The organism is Pseudomonas sp. S35 (assembly GCF_009866765.1).
Taxonomy (GTDB): Bacteria; Pseudomonadota; Gammaproteobacteria; order Pseudomonadales; family Pseudomonadaceae; genus Aquipseudomonas.
In genome coordinates, this window is record NZ_CP019431.1 from 771,240 (window position 1) to 786,827 (window position 15,588).

Annotated in this window: 15 protein-coding genes; 6 read left to right on the forward strand and 9 right to left on the reverse strand. The window is 62.3% G+C overall.

Translation table 11 applies throughout. The annotated features are described in order from the left end of the window. Positions 1-147: 147 nt before the first annotated feature. From PspS35_RS03275 to PspS35_RS03285, 3 genes are all read right to left on the reverse strand, one after another. The gene (locus PspS35_RS03275; protein ID WP_159932767.1) at positions 148-1,653 is read right to left on the reverse strand and encodes a collagen-like triple helix repeat-containing protein; all 1,506 of its coding nucleotides are present in this window, start codon (positions 1,651-1,653) and stop codon (positions 148-150) included. Positions 1,654-1,955: 302 nt separating this feature from the next. Further along, entirely contained in the window at positions 1,956-2,804 is an 849-nt protein-coding gene (locus PspS35_RS03280) for a MaoC/PaaZ C-terminal domain-containing protein (RefSeq protein WP_159932768.1), read from the reverse strand. Between the two features lie 3 nt (positions 2,805-2,807). After that, positions 2,808-4,151 carry a 3-oxoacyl-ACP reductase gene (locus PspS35_RS03285; RefSeq protein WP_159932769.1) on the reverse strand — a complete coding sequence of 448 codons (1,344 nt, stop codon included), beginning with the start codon at positions 4,149-4,151 and terminating at the stop codon, positions 2,808-2,810. 103 nt (positions 4,152-4,254) lie between these two features. On the opposite strand from PspS35_RS03285, the gene PspS35_RS03290 reads away from it, so the two are divergent. Continuing rightward, positions 4,255-5,532 carry an acetyl-CoA C-acetyltransferase gene (locus tag PspS35_RS03290; RefSeq protein WP_159932770.1) on the forward strand — a complete coding sequence of 426 codons (1,278 nt, stop codon included), beginning with the start codon at positions 4,255-4,257 and terminating at the stop codon, positions 5,530-5,532. A 134-nt stretch (positions 5,533-5,666) separates the two neighbouring features. After that, positions 5,667-6,566, forward strand: coding sequence for a PA4780 family RIO1-like protein kinase (locus PspS35_RS03295; RefSeq protein WP_027607961.1), 900 nt, complete (start codon positions 5,667-5,669; stop codon positions 6,564-6,566). Between the two features lie 85 nt (positions 6,567-6,651). Here the strand turns inward: PspS35_RS03295 and cueR are convergent, their stop codons facing one another. The 3 genes from cueR to PspS35_RS03310 all read right to left on the reverse strand — a co-directional run bounded on the left by cueR (position 6,652) and on the right by PspS35_RS03310 (position 9,698). Beyond that, positions 6,652-7,053, reverse strand: coding sequence for a Cu(I)-responsive transcriptional regulator (gene cueR / locus PspS35_RS03300; protein WP_159932771.1), 402 nt, complete (start codon positions 7,051-7,053; stop codon positions 6,652-6,654). Then, complete coding sequence (locus PspS35_RS03305) at positions 7,050-9,251, reverse strand: heavy metal translocating P-type ATPase (protein ID WP_159932772.1); 2,202 nt, start codon at positions 9,249-9,251, stop codon at positions 7,050-7,052. The genes cueR and PspS35_RS03305 overlap by 4 nt, the downstream gene beginning before the upstream one ends. Positions 9,252-9,317: 66 nt before the next feature. Next, positions 9,318-9,698, reverse strand: a complete 381-nt coding sequence (locus PspS35_RS03310; RefSeq protein WP_159932773.1) for a hypothetical protein — start codon at positions 9,696-9,698, stop codon at positions 9,318-9,320. A gap of 147 nt (positions 9,699-9,845) precedes the next feature. On the opposite strand from PspS35_RS03310, the gene PspS35_RS03315 reads away from it, so the two are divergent. Beyond that, the gene (locus PspS35_RS03315; RefSeq protein WP_159932774.1) at positions 9,846-10,043 is read left to right on the forward strand and encodes a cation transporter; all 198 of its coding nucleotides are present in this window, start codon (positions 9,846-9,848) and stop codon (positions 10,041-10,043) included. Positions 10,044-10,127: 84 nt separating this feature from the next. Next, the gene (locus PspS35_RS03320; RefSeq protein WP_159932775.1) at positions 10,128-11,321 is read left to right on the forward strand and encodes a multidrug effflux MFS transporter; all 1,194 of its coding nucleotides are present in this window, start codon (positions 10,128-10,130) and stop codon (positions 11,319-11,321) included. Between the two features lie 8 nt (positions 11,322-11,329). Here PspS35_RS03320 and PspS35_RS30000 read toward each other — a convergent pair whose 3' ends face one another. Both PspS35_RS30000 and PspS35_RS03325 read right to left on the reverse strand, forming a co-directional pair. Then, positions 11,330-11,503, reverse strand: coding sequence for a hypothetical protein (locus PspS35_RS30000; RefSeq protein ID WP_174244781.1), 174 nt, complete (start codon positions 11,501-11,503; stop codon positions 11,330-11,332). 148 nt (positions 11,504-11,651) lie between these two features. Then, positions 11,652-12,665 carry a zinc-binding alcohol dehydrogenase family protein gene (locus PspS35_RS03325; protein ID WP_159932776.1) on the reverse strand — a complete coding sequence of 338 codons (1,014 nt, stop codon included), beginning with the start codon at positions 12,663-12,665 and terminating at the stop codon, positions 11,652-11,654. Between the two features lie 132 nt (positions 12,666-12,797). Between PspS35_RS03325 and PspS35_RS03330 the strand changes: the two genes are divergently transcribed. Together PspS35_RS03330 and PspS35_RS03335 are read left to right on the forward strand one after the other, a co-directional pair. Next, the gene (locus tag PspS35_RS03330) at positions 12,798-13,727 is read left to right on the forward strand and encodes a LysR family transcriptional regulator (RefSeq protein WP_159932777.1); all 930 of its coding nucleotides are present in this window, start codon (positions 12,798-12,800) and stop codon (positions 13,725-13,727) included. A gap of 133 nt (positions 13,728-13,860) precedes the next feature. Beyond that, positions 13,861-14,547 carry a helix-turn-helix transcriptional regulator gene (locus PspS35_RS03335; protein WP_159932778.1) on the forward strand — a complete coding sequence of 229 codons (687 nt, stop codon included), beginning with the start codon at positions 13,861-13,863 and terminating at the stop codon, positions 14,545-14,547. A 69-nt stretch (positions 14,548-14,616) separates the two neighbouring features. On the opposite strand, the gene PspS35_RS03340 is transcribed toward PspS35_RS03335, so the two are convergent. Continuing rightward, positions 14,617-15,570 carry an adenosine deaminase gene (locus tag PspS35_RS03340; protein ID WP_003171521.1) on the reverse strand — a complete coding sequence of 318 codons (954 nt, stop codon included), beginning with the start codon at positions 15,568-15,570 and terminating at the stop codon, positions 14,617-14,619. Positions 15,571-15,588 lie beyond the last annotated feature (18 nt).

Genomic DNA, 15,588 nt, shown 5'->3' on the forward strand with positions numbered 1-15,588 from the left:
ATTCCCGCCGGGCTCTGGGGGCGCGGTTCGGGTGTTTTTCGCAGGCGTTTGAGCGGCCCATAAAAAAGACGAGAGATTTATAGGATCTCTCGTCTCAACCAAGCGTAGGCGCTGTAGGTGAGGCCGTCTAATCGGCCAGGTGCAATTCTATTTTTTGCCGGTCAGGCCGCCGAGCAGCCCGCCCAGTACACCGCCATTCACAGTGGCGCCGGTGCCGGTGGAGGCCGTTGCGTTACCGCCCAGGCTCAGGCCGCCGCCGAGCAAGCCACCGCCGCTGCTGGTGCCGCCGGTCACCAGGCCGCCGACTGACGCCACGGTGCCGCCCACTGCGCTCACAGTGCCACCCAAGGCGTTGGTGACAGGGTTGGCGTTGGTGCCGCTGATTTTGCCGCCGAGGCTGCTGACAGCGCCGCCCACATTCGTGACCAGGCCGTTGACCGGCGCGCCCAGGCCGGTTGTGCCGCCGATGGTTTGGGTAAGGCTCTGTACGCCGCTGGTGACAGGGTTGAGCGCGACGCCGAGCGTGTTGGTGACCGGAGCGATCGCGGCACCTGCGGCGGTGTTGGGAGTGCCGCTGCCACCGAGCAGGGTGCCCAGGGAAGCAACAGTGTTGCCGGCCTTGAGCCCGGTGACGCCCGTGGCGCTGACCACACCATTGGTGCTGCCCGCATCCAGGCCGCTGCTGGCACCGCCGATCACGCCGCCGATCAGTTCAGCCAGGCCCAGTTTTACGGTGCTGCCACCCGTGCCGCTGCCGGAGCCACTCGCACTCGGGTCGACATAGCCGCTGGCCGTGCCGACCGCGGTGCCTACGCCATTGAGTACGTTGCCGAGTGCATCGGTGACGGGGTTGCCGCCGGCACCGGCGACTTTATCGCCCAAGCCATCGACGGTATCGCCGACTTTTTGCAGCAGGCCGCCCACCGGGCTGTCCAGGCCGGTGGTGCTGCCGACTTTGCCCGTGGCTTTTTCCACCAGCGACACCACTGGCACCAGCACTTTGGCACCCACGGTATTGGTGACCGAGCCCAGCGGGCCGGTGGTGCTGGCGGTGCTCAAGGTATCGCCGAGCATGGTCACGGCATTGCCGACTTTGTCGACCACGCCTCCTACCACCGGCGCAACGGTGCCCACGACAGGCACTTTGCCGAGCAAGGTCGCAACGTTGCCGCCTGTGACGCTGACGCCGTCGCCCAGGTCGGAAACGCCGTTGCCCACGCCGGAGAGGGTTTTGCCCAAGGCATTGCTGTCGGTGCCCAGTGAGCCGAGGCCTTCCGACAGGCCGTCGCCGATGCTGCTGACGGCGTTGCCGGTCGCGACCACCAGGCCGCCAGCGGTCTCGCCAACGATGGGCAAGCTGCCGAGGGTCGTGCCCAGGCTGCTCACGGTGCCACCCAGGTCCGTCACGGTGTCACCGACGGTGTCGACCACATTGGCAGTTACCAGTGGGGTGGTAGTGCCGCCGCCAGTACCGCCACCATCAGTACCACCACCCGTGCCGCCGCCGGTACCACCGCCGCCCGCAGCAGGGTCCGAGGAAGCAGAGTCGCTGCTGTGATGCCCGCCACCACCGCTGCTGCAGCCGCCGAGCGTCATTGCTATCGCCAGGGCCAGCGCGGTACTTGCTTTCCAAAACATTACTTGAGTTTTCATGATTGAGTTCCTTGCACCTGTACAACCTGAGTTGTCATCAAACGCTCGCTGTTTCTAGGGGCAGCAATGCGTTCGTCCGTGTGGCAATAACAGCCCCAGGTGCGTGTTCTCTCAATGCTCAACTTGGTATTAACAACTTATATAGAGGCGCAAATCGCCTGCTTAGCGACTAATACTAAGGGTGTGGTGAAGACATGTATCAAGATATATATATGTTTAAAATTAATGGGTTGAATAAAAATAGCGGACTTGAGTAAGTCCGCTATAACTTAGGGCGTATATATACAATTAACCAGCATGTTTCACGCTATCGGTTGCCACTTGCCCACCATATGTTCAATGTCGCCCGCGCCTTTGAGCAGTAACTCACCACTGGAGCCGGCGGCGCTGGCGTGCAATTTAACGTCGCTGGGCAAGCGCACGGGTTTCTTGAATACCACGCTTATTTCGACATTCGCGGTGGGCAGGTGATCACCCAGGGCCGCGAGCGTATGGGCCTTGTTCCACAGCCCGTGGGCGATGGCCTGGGGGAAGCCAAACAGTTTCGCGGACAGCGCACTCAAGTGAATGGGGTTGTAGTCGCCGCTGACTTTCGCGTAGCGCCGGCCGATGTCGGCGGGCGCCTGCCAGTGGGCCAGTTGGCTGACGTGTGCGGGGGCGGGCAGGGTCTCATCCGCCGCTTCGCCTTGCAGTTTGACGCCTCGGCAGAGCATCCGGCTTTCGGCTTCCCACAGCACACCAAGGGCATCTTCGACAGTGGTCACGACCTCGAAGGTTGCGCCCTTGGCGTGGGGTTGCAGGTTGTGTGCGTGTACTGAAATCGACACCTCGTTTACCCCGCCCAAGGGGCGATGAATGCGGATGCGGTTGCTCAGGTGGATCAACCCCAGCAACGGAAAGGGGAAGGCCTTGGCGGTGAGCAGTTGCATCTGGAGTCCAAACGCCAGGATGTGTGGATACGTCGCCGGCAGGAGCGGGCTCTCGGTAAAACCACAGACCTTGCGATAGGCCGCTACGTGCTTGGGGTTGATGCTGACCCGGCAGCGTAAGCCCTGCTCAGGCAGGGTGCTGCCAGTGATCTTGCGCTTGCACGCGGCCCGCCAATACAACGGCGGCAGAAACGGAGTGCTGCCTAATGTCTGCCATTGCATGTTTTAAGCTCCCAATAGACTTTGCCCACACACCCGCAGCGCTTGCCCGCTGACCGCCCCGGACCCCGGTTGGCCCAGCCAGGCCACGGCTTCGGCAACATCCTGCGGCAAGCCGCCCTGGCCCAGCGAACTCATGCGGCGCCCGGCTTCGCGCAGGGCAAACGGAATGTGTGCGGTCATCTGGGTTTCGATAAACCCCGGTGCCACGGCGTTGATACTGATCCCACGCTCCCCCAGCAACGGTGCCCATGCCTGGGCCAGGCCAATCAAGCCAGCCTTGCTGGCGGCGTAGTTGGTTTGCCCACGGTTGCCGGCGATGCCGCTGATAGACGCCAGCAGCACGATGCGAGCGTTGTCGTGCAGGGTGTGGCTGTCGAGCAGCGCCTTGGTCAGCACTTGCGGCGCATTGAGGTTGACCGCCAGCACCGCGTCCCAGTATTCCGGCGTCATGTTGGTCAGGGTCTTGTCGCGGGTGATGCCGGCGTTGTGCACCAGGATGTCGAGGCCAGCGGGCAGGTGTTCGATCAACTGGCCGGCGGCGTCTTCGGCGCAGATATCCAGCACCACCGTGCGGGCGCCCAGGCGTGCGGCCAAGGCTTCGAGGTCGGCTTTGGCCTGGGGCACGTCGAGCAGGATCACCTCGGCGCCGTCGCGGGCCAGGGTTTCGGCAATGGACGCACCGATGCCCCGGGCAGCGCCGGTGACCAGCGCCTTGCGCCCGGCCAGTGGGCGGGTCCAGTCTTCTACCGGCGTGGCACAGGCTTTCAGGCGAATCACCTGGCCGGAAATATAGGCACTTTTCGGTGAGAGGAAGAAGCGCAGCGCGCCTTCCAACTGGTCTTCGGCGCCGTCACCGACGTAGAGCAATTGCAGGACGCCGCCGTTGCGCAGTTCCTTGGCCAGGGATCGGCTGAAACCTTCAAGGGCGCGCTGGGCGCTGGCGGCGAACGGGTCGCTGAGGCTTTCCGGTGCACGGCCTAGGATCACCAGGTGGGCACTGTTATCGAGGTTTTTCAGCAACGGTTGAAAAAACTCACGCAGTTGCTTGAGCTGATCGGTGTGTTGCAGGTCGCTGGCATCGAACACCACGGCCTTGAGCTTGGGGCCGTGCCCGGGAATCCATGTCGACGTCTCGGTGCCGTAGCTGTAAATGGCATCGGTGAGTTTGTGGGCAAACGCCTGCACCTTGACCATCAGCGCGCCACCGCCCAGCAGCAACGCCCCTTCGACTGGGCGCAGGCGCCCGGCTTGCCAGCGCTCCAGGCGTACCGGTGACGGCAGGCCAAGGGCGGCGACCATGCGATGGCCGAGGCTTGAGTTGGCGAAGTCGATATAACGGTCAGACATGGAACGCTCTCCGAAGGCTGGGGTTCAAAGGGTTGACCACCTCAGGGTAGCAGTCGTTCGACTAGGCTCAGCTATTGTGCCCACAACCGACAGGGAGCTTTCCATGACTCAATTGCGCCGTGTAGCGATCATTGGCGGTAACCGTATTCCTTTCGCCCGTTCCAATGGCCCGTACGCCACCGCGAGCAACCAGGCGATGCTGACCGCGGCCCTGGAGGGCTTGATCGAACGCTACAACCTGCACGGTCAGCGCCTGGGCGAGGTGGTCGCCGGTGCGGTGCTCAAGCATTCCCGTGACTTCAACCTCACCCGCGAGTGCGTGCTGGGTTCGCGCCTATCACCGCAAACCCCGGCCTATGACATTCAGCAGGCCTGTGGCACCGGGCTGGAGGCGGCGTTGCTGGTGGCCAACAAGATTGCCCTGGGCCAGATCGAATGCGGCATCGCCGGCGGCGTGGACACCACGTCCGATGCCCCGATCGGCGTGAATGAAGGGCTGCGTAAAGTCCTGTTGCACGCCAATCGCAGCAAATCCCTGGCGGACAAATTGAAGGTTCTGTTGCAGTTGCGCCCTCATCACCTCAAGCCCGAGCTGCCGCGCAATGGCGAGCCGCGCACCGGTCTGTCGATGGGCCAGCACTGCGAGTTGATGGCGCAGACCTGGCAGATTCCCCGCGCCGAGCAGGACCAGTTGGCTCTGCAAAGCCACCAGAAAATGGCCGCGTCCTACGCCGAAGGCTGGCATGACGACCTGCTGACGCCGTTTCTGGGCCTGACCCGCGACAACAACCTGCGCCCCGACCTGACCCTGGAAAAACTCGCCGCCCTCAAGCCCGCGTTCGAGCGCAGTGAAAAGGGCACGCTCACAGCCGGCAACTCCACGCCGCTCACCGATGGTGCATCCCTGGTGCTGCTGGGCAGTGAGGCCTGGGCCCAGGAGCGTGGGCTGCCGATCCTGGCGTATCTGCGCGATGGTGAAGCGGCGGCAGTGGATTTCGTCAACGGCGCCGAAGGCCTGCTGATGGCGCCGGTGTATGCGGTGCCGCGCTTGCTGGCCAGGAATGGCCTGACGCTGCAGGACTTCGATTACTACGAGATCCACGAAGCGTTCGCCGCCCAGGTGTTGTGCACGCTCAAGGCCTGGGAAGATGCGCACTACTGCAAGACTCGCCTCGGGCTGGATGCGCCGTTGGGTTCCATCGACCGCAGCCGGCTGAACGTGAAGGGCAGTTCCCTCGCAGCCGGGCACCCGTTTGCCGCCACGGGAGGGCGTATCGTCGCCAACCTGGCTAAATTGCTGGATGCGGCGGGTAAGGGGCGCGGGCTGATTTCGATCTGCGCGGCGGGTGGTCAAGGTGTGACGGCGATCATTGAACGTTGATTGCAGGCGGAACTGGCATATAGGATGCATTCTTGAGTGGTCAAAGATCGGTAGCCCCTCCCACCGGCGAGCCGATTGCCGTATAACGAGTGCCATACGCGTATTTGGTAATAAAGGACCCACAATAAAAGCTGATGAAGACTCCTAAACGCATTGAACCCCTGATCGAAGACGGTCTGGTCGACGAAGTGCTGCGCCCTCTCATGAGTGGTAAAGAAGCAGCTGTTTATGTGGTGCGCTGCGGCAACGAATTGCGTTGCGCCAAGGTTTACAAGGAGGCGAATAAACGAAGTTTTCGTCAGGCGTCCGAATACCAGGAAGGCCGTAAGGTCCGAAACAGCCGCCAGGCCCGGGCTATGGCCAAGGGTTCCAAGTTCGGCAAGAAAGAAACCGAAGATGCCTGGCAGAACGCCGAAGTAGCGGCGTTGTTCCGCCTGGCCGGTGCCGGCGTTCGTGTGCCCAAGCCTTACGACTTCCTCGAAGGCGTGCTGTTGATGGAACTGGTGGCCGACGAGTACGGCGATGCGGCACCGCGCCTGAACGATGTGACGCTGGAGCCGGATCAGGCGCGCGAATACCACGCCTTCCTGATTTCCCAGATCGTGCTGATGCTGTGTACCGGCCTGGTGCACGGTGACTTGTCCGAGTTCAACGTACTGCTTACGCCGACGGGCCCGGTCATCATCGACCTGCCCCAGGCGGTGGATGCGGCAGGCAACAACCACGCATTCAACATGCTGGAACGTGATGTGGGCAACATGGCTTCCTACTTCGGGCGTTTTGCCCCGGAGTTGAAGAAGACCAAGTACGCCAAGGAAATGTGGGCGCTGTACGAAGCCGGCACCTTGCACCCGGCCAGCGTGTTGACCGGCGAGTTCGACGAGCCGGAAGAGTTGGCGGACGTGGGCGGCGTGATCCGCGAGATCGAAGCGGCGCGGCTGGATGAAGAGCGCCGTCAGGCGATTCGCGCGGCAGATGATGCGCCGCCGAGTAAAGCGTCCGAAGAGCCGCCACCGCCGCCTTGGATGCAATGACCTTCAGATAAATGAAGATCAAAAATGTGGGAGGGGCGGTGCGACGGTTCGACTTGCCCCTCCTACATTTGTTTTGTGTACACACTTATGAGCAGCAACTGCCCGAAGCCAACTCCTTGAGAATCGGACAATCCGGCCGATGATCGCCCTGGCAGTGCTCCACCAGGTCCTGCAAGGTATCGCGTAACTGCCCAAGCTCCAGGATCTTCTGGTTCAGCTCATCGATATGTTGGCGTGCCAACGCCTTCACATCGGCACTCGCCCGTTGGCGGTCCTGCCACAGGGTCAGCAGCTTGCCGACCTCTTCCAGCGAAAACCCCAAGTCCCGCGAACGCTTGATAAACGCCAGGGTGTGCAAGTCCTCCGGGCCATACACGCGGTAGCCGCTGTCAGTGCGGTGGGCGGCTTTGAGCAGGCCGATGGATTCGTAGTAGCGAATCATCTTCGCGCTCAGCCCGCTTTGGCGTGCGGCTTGGCCGATGTTCATGGGCGTTGATCCTCCAAGTCCTTGGGTTTCCAGGTTTTCAATAGCAGCGCATTGCTCACCACGCTCACGCTGGACAAGGCCATCGCCGCGCCCGCGAGCACCGGGTTGAGCAGGCCGAATGCGGCCAGTGGGATACCGATCAAGTTATACACAAAGGCCCAGAACAGGTTCTGGCGGATTTTGGCGTAGGTCTTGCGGCTGATCTCCAGGGCGGCCGGGACCAGGCGTGGATCGCCGCGCATCAGGGTGATTCCGGCCGCATGCATGGCCACGTCGGTGCCGCCGCCCATGGCGATACCTATATCGGCGGCGGCGAGGGCCGGGGCATCGTTGATGCCATCGCCGACCATCGCCACTACGCCGGTTTTTTTCAGCTCGGCGACGGTGGCGGCTTTATCGGCGGGCAGGACTTCGGCGTGAACATCGTCGATGCCCAACGCGTGCGCCACCACGCGGGCGCTGCCGCGATTGTCGCCGGTCAGTAAATGGCTGCTGATGTGCTGCGCTTTGAGTTGCTCAACGGCTTCCAGTGCGCCGGGCTTGAGGGTGTCACCAAAGGCGAACAGCCCGAGCACGCGCGGTTGTGGACCTTGCTCGATCAGCCAGGACAACGTACGGCCTTCGGCTTCCCAATCGCGTGCCGAGGTGGCCAAGTCGCCTGCGTCCAAGCCGTTTTCTTCCAGCAGGCGGCGATTGCCCAAGGCCAATTGCCGACCGTCGAGGGTGCCGGCGATGCCGCGCCCGGTCAGGGACTGGCTGGCCGTCACATTGTCCACGGGCAGCCCTTGTCCGGCACAGGCATCCAGCACCGCTTTGGCCAGCGGGTGTTCGCTGCCGCGTTGCAAAGCGCCGGCTTGTTGCAGCAGCCGAGCCTGATTGCCATCCACCGCGACCACATGGGCGATTCTTGGCGTGCCGGAGGTGAGGGTGCCGGTCTTGTCGAAGACCACGGCGCTCACTTCATGGGCACGCTCCAGGGCCTCGGCGTCCTTGATCAAAATGCCATAGCGCGCGGCGACGCCGGTGCCGGCCATGATTGCAGTCGGCGTGGCCAGGCCAAGGGCGCAAGGGCAGGCGATCACCAGCACCGCCACGGCATTGATGATTGCGGTCTCCAGCGACGCGCCGTACAGCCACCAGCCCACCAGCGTGATCAACGCCAGCACCAGCACGGCTGGGACGAAGACCTGGCTGACTTTATCCACCAGTTTCTGGATGGGTGCCTTGGCCGCCTGGGCGTCTTCCACCAGGCGGATGATGCGTGCCAACACGCTTTCGGCGCCAAGGGCGGTGGTGCGCACCAGCAGACGCCCTTCGCCGTTGATGGCGCCGCCGGTGACGTTGTCGCCAGGTTGTTTCGGCACCGGCAGGCTTTCGCCGCTGATCAAGGCCTCGTCGGCATGGCTTTGGCCTTCGATCACTTCACCGTCCACCGGGAAACGCTCACCGGGTTTGACCAGCACTTGGTCATCGAGCTTCAACGCGCTGATGGCGACGTCTTCTTCACGGCCATCCTTCACACGCAGGGCGCGTTCCGGGCGCAGGGCTTCCAGCGCCCGGATGGCGCTGGCGGTCTGGCGTTTGGCGCGGCTTTCCAGGTATTTGCCCAGCAGCACCAGGGCAATCACCACCGCCGAGGCTTCAAAGTACAGGTGCGGCGCCATTGCGGCGTGGGCGGTGAGCCATTCATAAATACTCAGGCCATAACCGGCGCTGGTACCGATGGCCACCAGCAAGTCCATATTGCCGGCCCCGGCGCGCACGGCTTTCCAGGCGGCTATATAGAAGCGTGCGCCGAAGATGAACTGCACCGGGGTGGCCAGGGCGAATTGCACCCAGGCCGGGAGCATCCAATGCAGGCCAAAAGGTTCCACCAGCATCGGCAGCACCAACGGCAATGCCAGCGCAATCGCCAGCAGCAGCGCCCAGCGCTCGCGGTGCAGGCGCTGGGTTTGGTTGGCTGCGGTGGCGGTTTCGCTTTGGGGCAGGGTCGCGGTATAGCCGGCCTTGTCGACGGCGGCGATCAAGACGGCGGGGTCCATCTGGCCCAGCACTTCGACATGGGCACGTTCGTTGGCCAGGTTGACGCTGACGCTTTGCACCCCCGGCACCTTGCCCAGTGCACGCTCGACACGCCCGGCGCAGCTGGCGCAGGTCATGCCGCTGATGGGCAGGTCAAAGGTGGTGGATCCATTCATGGGGCAGTCCTCCAGGAGAAGTTGCCCTAAGGATCAACCTTGACCTGTGGGTAAGGTCAAGCGCCTTCAGTAATCCAGTGCAGCGGCTTTGAGGTACATGCCGTCCGGGCCTTGGGCGATCCGCAACTTGCGTACATCACCGGCCTTGAGCGAGATGTTCTGCGCGGGCGGGGCGAGCAGGCCCGGCAGGCAGCCGGGCGCTTGCCCCGGCAGCAGCTTGAGGCGCAGCGACACATCGCCAGCAGGCAGGTTGAAGGAGGTGGCCTGTTCCTGGTACAGCCGGCCCGCAAGCTGGTCATTCAGGTACAGGCCGATCTCGCAGTTGGTCAGCACTTCCAGGCGTTCCCGGGAAATGATCAGCACGGCATAGTCTTGATCGGCACTGGCCATGGGCGCAGCGGCAGACAAACTCATCAAGCCGGCAAGGGCAAAAAACGACCAGCGCATGGCGAATGCTCCGTGGTGTAAATCAAAGATGGCTCAAGCTTGGCCGACAGTGCCACCGAATACCAGCCCGGCCGATGTTTTCAGAACTTGACCTTGCCATCGTGGCAAGGTCGAGACTGGGTTCAACCTCATCAAAGGAGTCATGTCATGCAAGTATTCAGCGTTGAAGGAATGACCTGCGGCCATTGCGTCCGGGCGGTGACACAGGCGGTGCAGAGCCAGGATCCGGCGGCCAGCGTGAAGGTCGACCTGGCCGCCAAGGAAGTGGGCGTGCAAAGCCGCTTGTCTGCCGAAGAGGTGATCAGCTTGATCACCGAAGAAGGCTACAGCGCCAAGCTCGCCTGATTTTGATAGTTAGCGAGCTAACTTAATGTTCAAGGCACCCAGGCCCGGCTAGACTGTCGGGCTGCCGACTCTCTTGGGTGCCTGATGAACCTTCGCATAATCCTGATCCTGGGTGCCTTGAGCGCCTTCGCGCCGCTGGCGATCGACTTTTACCTGCCGGGCTTTCCGGCCATGGCCACGGCGTTTGCCACCGATGAAAAGCACATCCAGCTGACCCTGGCGGTGTACTTTGCCGGCCTGGCCATTGGCCAATTGATCTACGGCCCGCTGGCGGACCGTTTCGGGCGACGCGGGCCGTTGCTCAGCGGCGTTACGCTATTTACCCTGGCGTCCTTCGCCTGCGCCTACGCGCCGTCCCTGGATTGGCTGATTGGTGCGCGCTTTGTGCAGGCCTTGGGCGGTTGCGCAGGCATGGTGATTTCCCGCGCAGTGGTCAGCGATAAGTGTGATGCCGTGGGCTCGGCCAAGGTGTTTTCACAATTGATGCTGGTGACCGGCCTGGCGCCGATCCTCGCGCCGTTGGCCGGCGGGGTGATGGTTGGGTTGTGGGGCTGGCAGTCGATCTTCCTGGCGTTGACGATCTTCAGTGTGATGGCCGCCGTTGCTGTGGCATTCGGCCTGCCGGAGACCTTTCCAGCCCATCAGCCACGCCAGCCGTTGTCGGGCTCGCTGCGCCGCTACTTCGGTTTGCTGTCGGACCGGGTTTACCTCGGTTACGCGCTGACCGGCGCGCTATCGATTGCCGGGATGTTTGCCTACATCGCCGGTTCACCGTTCGTGTTTATCAAACTCTATGGCGTGCCTGCTGAGCATTACGGCTGGGTATTCGGCTCCAACGCCGCCGGCTTCATCCTGGTGGCGCAGCTCAATGCACGCCTGCTGGCCAAGCGCGGCCCGGCGTTTTTGCTGTCGCGTTCGGTGTGGGTGTATTTGCTGGCGGGTCTGTCGCTGCTGGGCATCACGGCTTTGCACACCGATGCACTGTGGCCATTGCTGGTGCCGCTGTTTATCTGCATCGCCAGCCTGGGCTGCATTTTGCCCAACACCTCGGCCTGCGCCATGAGCGGGCAGGGTGCACGGGCTGGCAGTGCGTCGGCGTTGCTCGGTTGCATCCAGTTTGGTGTGGCGGCGGGGGCGGCGTCGTTGGTGGGGGTGTTGCACGATGGCACGGCGATGCCGATGGCGATGGTCATCAGCTTGTGCGGTGTATTGGCGGTGACCGTCGCGGTGTCGACCCAGCGCCTGCAGCGGGCGAGAGCCGCGCAAGCGCAGGTCTGAAGAGCGGGTCAGCCAGCAGCGCAGTGTTGCTGGCTGATCGGAAAGCGGTGGGGCGCCTGGATGCGCGCTTGCAGGGTATTGGCAAAGGCACGGGCCTCGGCCTCAGTGTGGAAAGTAATGGCCTTTTGGTCCAGGCGGACCTCCCACTGGGATTTTGCTAACGCTTTTATCAGGATCTTCATTGCTGACTTCCTCGCGTAAAAGAATCGTGGCAAAGGCGGCCAATATAAACCCCGAATACGCTCCCCCCTATGACAAAGATCAACTCTCTGACTAGCGGTGTCGTCCATCACCTACACGAATAATGGACGACACTGACAGCCGTTATTGTCAGAAACCTTCCAGCACGATCTTGCCCTTGGCCTTGCCGCTTTCCAGCAGCGCGTGGGCACGGCGCAGGTTCGCCGCATTGATCACACCGAAGTGCTCACCCACCGTGGTTCTCAAGGTGCCGGCGTCGATCAGCCCGGCTACGCGATTGAGCAGGTTGTGCTGCTCGATCATGTCTGGCGTCTCGAACATCGAACGGGTGTACATGAACTCCCAATGCAACGACAGGCTCTTGCGCTTGAGTTTGCTTATGTCCAGCGCCTTGGGGTCGTCGATCAGCGCCAGCTTGCCTTGGGGTTGGAGTGCTTCCACCAGTTGGTCCAGGTGATGGTCGGTCTGGGTCAGGCTGGCGACGTGGGTCACTTGTGGATGGCCGGCCTGCTTCAGTGCTTCGCTCAGGGGTTGACTGTGGTCGATCACCAGGTCGGCGCCGAGGGCGGTGGTCCACGCCTGGGTTTGCGGGCGCGAGGCGGTGCCAATTACGTTCAATGCGGTGAGCTGGCTGGCCAATTGGGTCAGGATCGAGCCCACGCCACCGGCGGCACCGACAATCAGCAGGCTCTGGCCTTCGTCTTCTTTACCTTCGCGCACTTGCAGGCGCTCAAACAGCAGTTCCCAGGCGGTGATAGCGGTCAGCGGCAGTGCGGCGGCCTCGGCAAACCCCAGGCTCTTGGGCATGTGGCCGACGATGCGTTCGTCCACGGTGTGCCGTTCGCTGTTGCCACCTGGGCGTATCAGCGAACCTGCGTAGAACACCTTGTCGCCGACCTTGAACAGTGTCACGTCACTGCCGACCGCCTTGACCACGCCGGCCACGTCCCAGCCCAGCACCTTGGCGGCGCCGTTTTCCGGGGCGACGTTCTGGCGCACCTTGGTGTCCACCGGGTTGACCGAGATGGCTTTGACTTCTACCAGCAGCTCGCGGGGGCCGGCGACTGGCTCTGGCAGTTCGATGTCTTGCAGGGATTTTTCATCGTTGATGGGCAGAGATGCGTAGTAGGCAATGGCTTTCATGAGGGCTCCGCAAAAGAGTGTGCTGTAGGAGGTGATAAACGGGATGGACAGATGATTGGCTATTTCCCATGAAGATAAAAGCCGCTAAAACAGCACTCTGTTTCAACAAAATTTTGATAATGGGTGGGCTGGATGCTGCGCTTTGATGATTTGCAGTTGTTTGTACGCGCGGCGGACCTGGGTAGTTTATCGGCGGCGGCGCGAGTGATGGATTTGTCGCCTGCGGTGGCCAGCGCGGCGCTCAAGCGTATCGAGCAACAACTGGGCGCACGCTTGCTGGCGCGCTCCACCCGCAGCCTGCGCCTGACGGCTGAAGGTGAAGGCTTTTTGGAGTACGCCCGCGCGGCGCTGAGTTCGCTGGACGAGGGGCGGCGCCTATTGGCCAGTGGCCAGGATCATGTCAGCGGTGTGTTGCAACTGTCGGCCCCGTCGGATTTTGGCCGCAACCAATTGCTGCCGTGGCTGGATGAGTTTCAGGGCGAGTACCCGCAACTCAACGTCCGGCTGTTGTTGGGGGATCGTATTGCCGACCTGTTCCGCCAGCCGGTGGACATCGCCCTGCGCTATGGCGAGCCAGAAGATTCCAGCCTCATCGCACTGCCCGTGGCACCGGACAACGTTCGCGTGTTGTGCGCGGCCCCCAGCTATCTTGCGCGCCACGGTGAACCGCGACACCTGGAACAACTGGCCCAGCACAATTGCTTGTTGTACATGCTCGGTAGCCGCGTGCATGACCACTGGAGCTTCCACGACGGTAAGCGTGACGTCAGTATGACGGTCAGTGGCGATCGCTTCAGCGACGATGCCGATGTGGTGCGCCGCTGGGCGGTGGCGGGAGTGGGGATTGCCTACAAATCCTGGCTCGATGTCAGCACCGACGTGCTGGCCGGGCGTTTGCGCCTGATCCTGCCGGAGCTGCGCGGTGAGCGTACGCCGTTGAATTTATTGTGTGCCCACCGTGCGCAGTTGAGCAAACCCATCAATCTGTTGCGGGAAATGCTGGTGTCTCGCTGTGCGAGATTGACCGCACAGTTGCCAGCGCGAGTGAGCGTTGGGCAATAGCCTTCATCACAGCAGGACATTTCACGCAGATCCTGTCCCCATTCGAGCTGTCAGACGCCGCGGAACTGGCAGTTGGTGCACCTATACTTTGGCGCCACCGTAATACAAAAATAATTCGACAGGGAGTGAACCGATGGAAGCAGCACCTTGCATCAGTCAGATCGCCGGCTTGCTGGCTGAGCCAAAACGCACCGCTATGCTCTGGTCCTTGATGGATGGCTCGGCCAAGTCGTCCGAAGAGCTGGCGACACTTACCGGGCTGTCGCCGGCCTCGGCCAATGCCCATCTGGCACGGTTGACGGGTGGCGGTCTGCTGCGGATCGAAGCGCGACGTGGCAAGCGGTTGTTCCGCGTGGCGGCTGCCGACGTCAGCGCCGCCATCGATGCCTTGGCCAGTACCACTCTGGCCAGTGCGACCCGCAGCACACCCGATGCTCCAACGCTGGTCCTGGTGGCTCCGCCGTCATTGCGTCGTGCGCGACTGTGCCATGGGCACCTGGGGGGCGAGCTGGCGGCGGGGTTGTATGAACGGATGGCGGCGGCGGGGTGGATCGAGCGCCATGAGCAACGCATCAGCGTCACGCTCAAGGGTGTGCAGCACTTTGCGGGCCTCGGCATTTTTACCCAGGCACTGGCGTCGCCGCTGGTATGTGACTGCTTCGACTGGAGCCAGCAGCAACCGCACCTGGGTGGTGCGCTGGGGGCGGGGTTGTTGCAACTGTTTATGCAGTCGAACTGGATCAGCCTGGTCAACGAGTCCCAGGCGTTGCAGGTCAACGACACTGGTTTGGATGAAATCACCCGACTGGCCACGCTGTAGGCCCAAGTCGCCTGTTGCGTGGGAACACGTCCCCTCGCAACAGGCGCTCATCTACGCATTTCGATCGTGTCAGGGCTTGACGAGTCGCGCATCAAGGCTGTTCTGCGCCAGGCGTTTGGCCTGGTCCTGGGTCATGCCCAGCGAGGTATACAGCGCGTGGAAGTTCTCGGTGACATACCCACCGAAGTACGCCGGGTCATCCGAGTTCACCGTCACTTTCACGCCACGCTCAAGCATGTCGAGGATGTTGTGCTGGGCCATGTCGTCGAACACGCAGAGCTTGGTGTTGGACAGCGGGCACACGGTGAGTGGGATCTGTTCATCGATGATGCGCTGCATCAGGCGTTCGTCTTCGATGGCACGCACACCATGGTCGATACGCTGGATTTTCAGCAGGTCGATGGCTTCCCAGATGTACTCCGGCGGGCCTTCTTCGCCAGCGTGGGCCACGGTGAGGAAGCCTTCGTGGCGGGCACGGTCGAACACGCGCTGGAACTTGCTCGGCGGGTGACCCATTTCCGAACTGTCCAGGCCCACGGCCACGAACGCGTCACGGAACGGCAGCGCCTGGTCGAGGGTTTTCTGGGCTTCGTCTTCGCTCAGGTGGCGCAGGAAGCTGAGGATCAAGCCGCTGGTGATACCCAGTTGCTGCTCGCCATCTTTGAGTGCAGCGGCGATGCCGTTGAGTACCACTTCGAACGGCACGCCACGGTCGGTGTGGGTCTGCGGGTCGAAGAACGGTTCGGTGTGGATCACGTTCTGCGCTTTGCAGCGCAGCAGGTAGGCCCAGGTCAGGTCGTAGAAGTCCTGGGACGTGCGCAGCACATCGGCGCCTTTGTAATACAGGTCGAGAAACTCTTGCAGGTTGTTGAAGGCGTAGGCCTTGCGCAGGGTTTCGACGTCGTTCCATGGCAGCGCAATCTTGTTGCGCTCGGCCAGGGCGAACAGCAGCTCAGGCTCCAGTGAGCCTTCCAGGTGCAGGTGCAGTTCAGCCTTGGGCAGGGCGTTGAGCCAATCGTACATGTCTAAATTCTCATCAGG

Bases quoted from the DNA above. Each gene is read 5' to 3' on its own strand.
- PspS35_RS03275 (WP_159932767.1), bottom strand. From the start codon at position 1,653: ATGAAAACTCAAGTAATGTTTTGGAAAGCAAGTACCGCGCTGGCCCTG.
- PspS35_RS03280 (WP_159932768.1), bottom strand. From the start codon at position 2,804: ATGCAATGGCAGACATTAGGCAGCACTCCGTTTCTGCCGCCGTTGTAT.
- PspS35_RS03285 (WP_159932769.1), bottom strand. From the start codon at position 4,151: ATGTCTGACCGTTATATCGACTTCGCCAACTCAAGCCTCGGCCATCGC.
- PspS35_RS03290 (WP_159932770.1), top strand. From the start codon at position 4,255: ATGACTCAATTGCGCCGTGTAGCGATCATTGGCGGTAACCGTATTCCT.
- PspS35_RS03295 (WP_027607961.1), top strand. From the start codon at position 5,667: ATGAAGACTCCTAAACGCATTGAACCCCTGATCGAAGACGGTCTGGTC.
- cueR (WP_159932771.1), bottom strand. From the start codon at position 7,053: ATGAACATCGGCCAAGCCGCACGCCAAAGCGGGCTGAGCGCGAAGATG.
- PspS35_RS03305 (WP_159932772.1), bottom strand. From the start codon at position 9,251: ATGAATGGATCCACCACCTTTGACCTGCCCATCAGCGGCATGACCTGC.
- PspS35_RS03310 (WP_159932773.1), bottom strand. From the start codon at position 9,698: ATGCGCTGGTCGTTTTTTGCCCTTGCCGGCTTGATGAGTTTGTCTGCC.
- PspS35_RS03315 (WP_159932774.1), top strand. From the start codon at position 9,846: ATGCAAGTATTCAGCGTTGAAGGAATGACCTGCGGCCATTGCGTCCGG.
- PspS35_RS03320 (WP_159932775.1), top strand. From the start codon at position 10,128: ATGAACCTTCGCATAATCCTGATCCTGGGTGCCTTGAGCGCCTTCGCG.
- PspS35_RS30000 (WP_174244781.1), bottom strand. From the start codon at position 11,503: ATGAAGATCCTGATAAAAGCGTTAGCAAAATCCCAGTGGGAGGTCCGC.
- PspS35_RS03325 (WP_159932776.1), bottom strand. From the start codon at position 12,665: ATGAAAGCCATTGCCTACTACGCATCTCTGCCCATCAACGATGAAAAA.
- PspS35_RS03330 (WP_159932777.1), top strand. From the start codon at position 12,798: ATGCTGCGCTTTGATGATTTGCAGTTGTTTGTACGCGCGGCGGACCTG.
- PspS35_RS03335 (WP_159932778.1), top strand. From the start codon at position 13,861: ATGGAAGCAGCACCTTGCATCAGTCAGATCGCCGGCTTGCTGGCTGAG.
- PspS35_RS03340 (WP_003171521.1), bottom strand. From the start codon at position 15,570: ATGTACGATTGGCTCAACGCCCTGCCCAAGGCTGAACTGCACCTGCAC.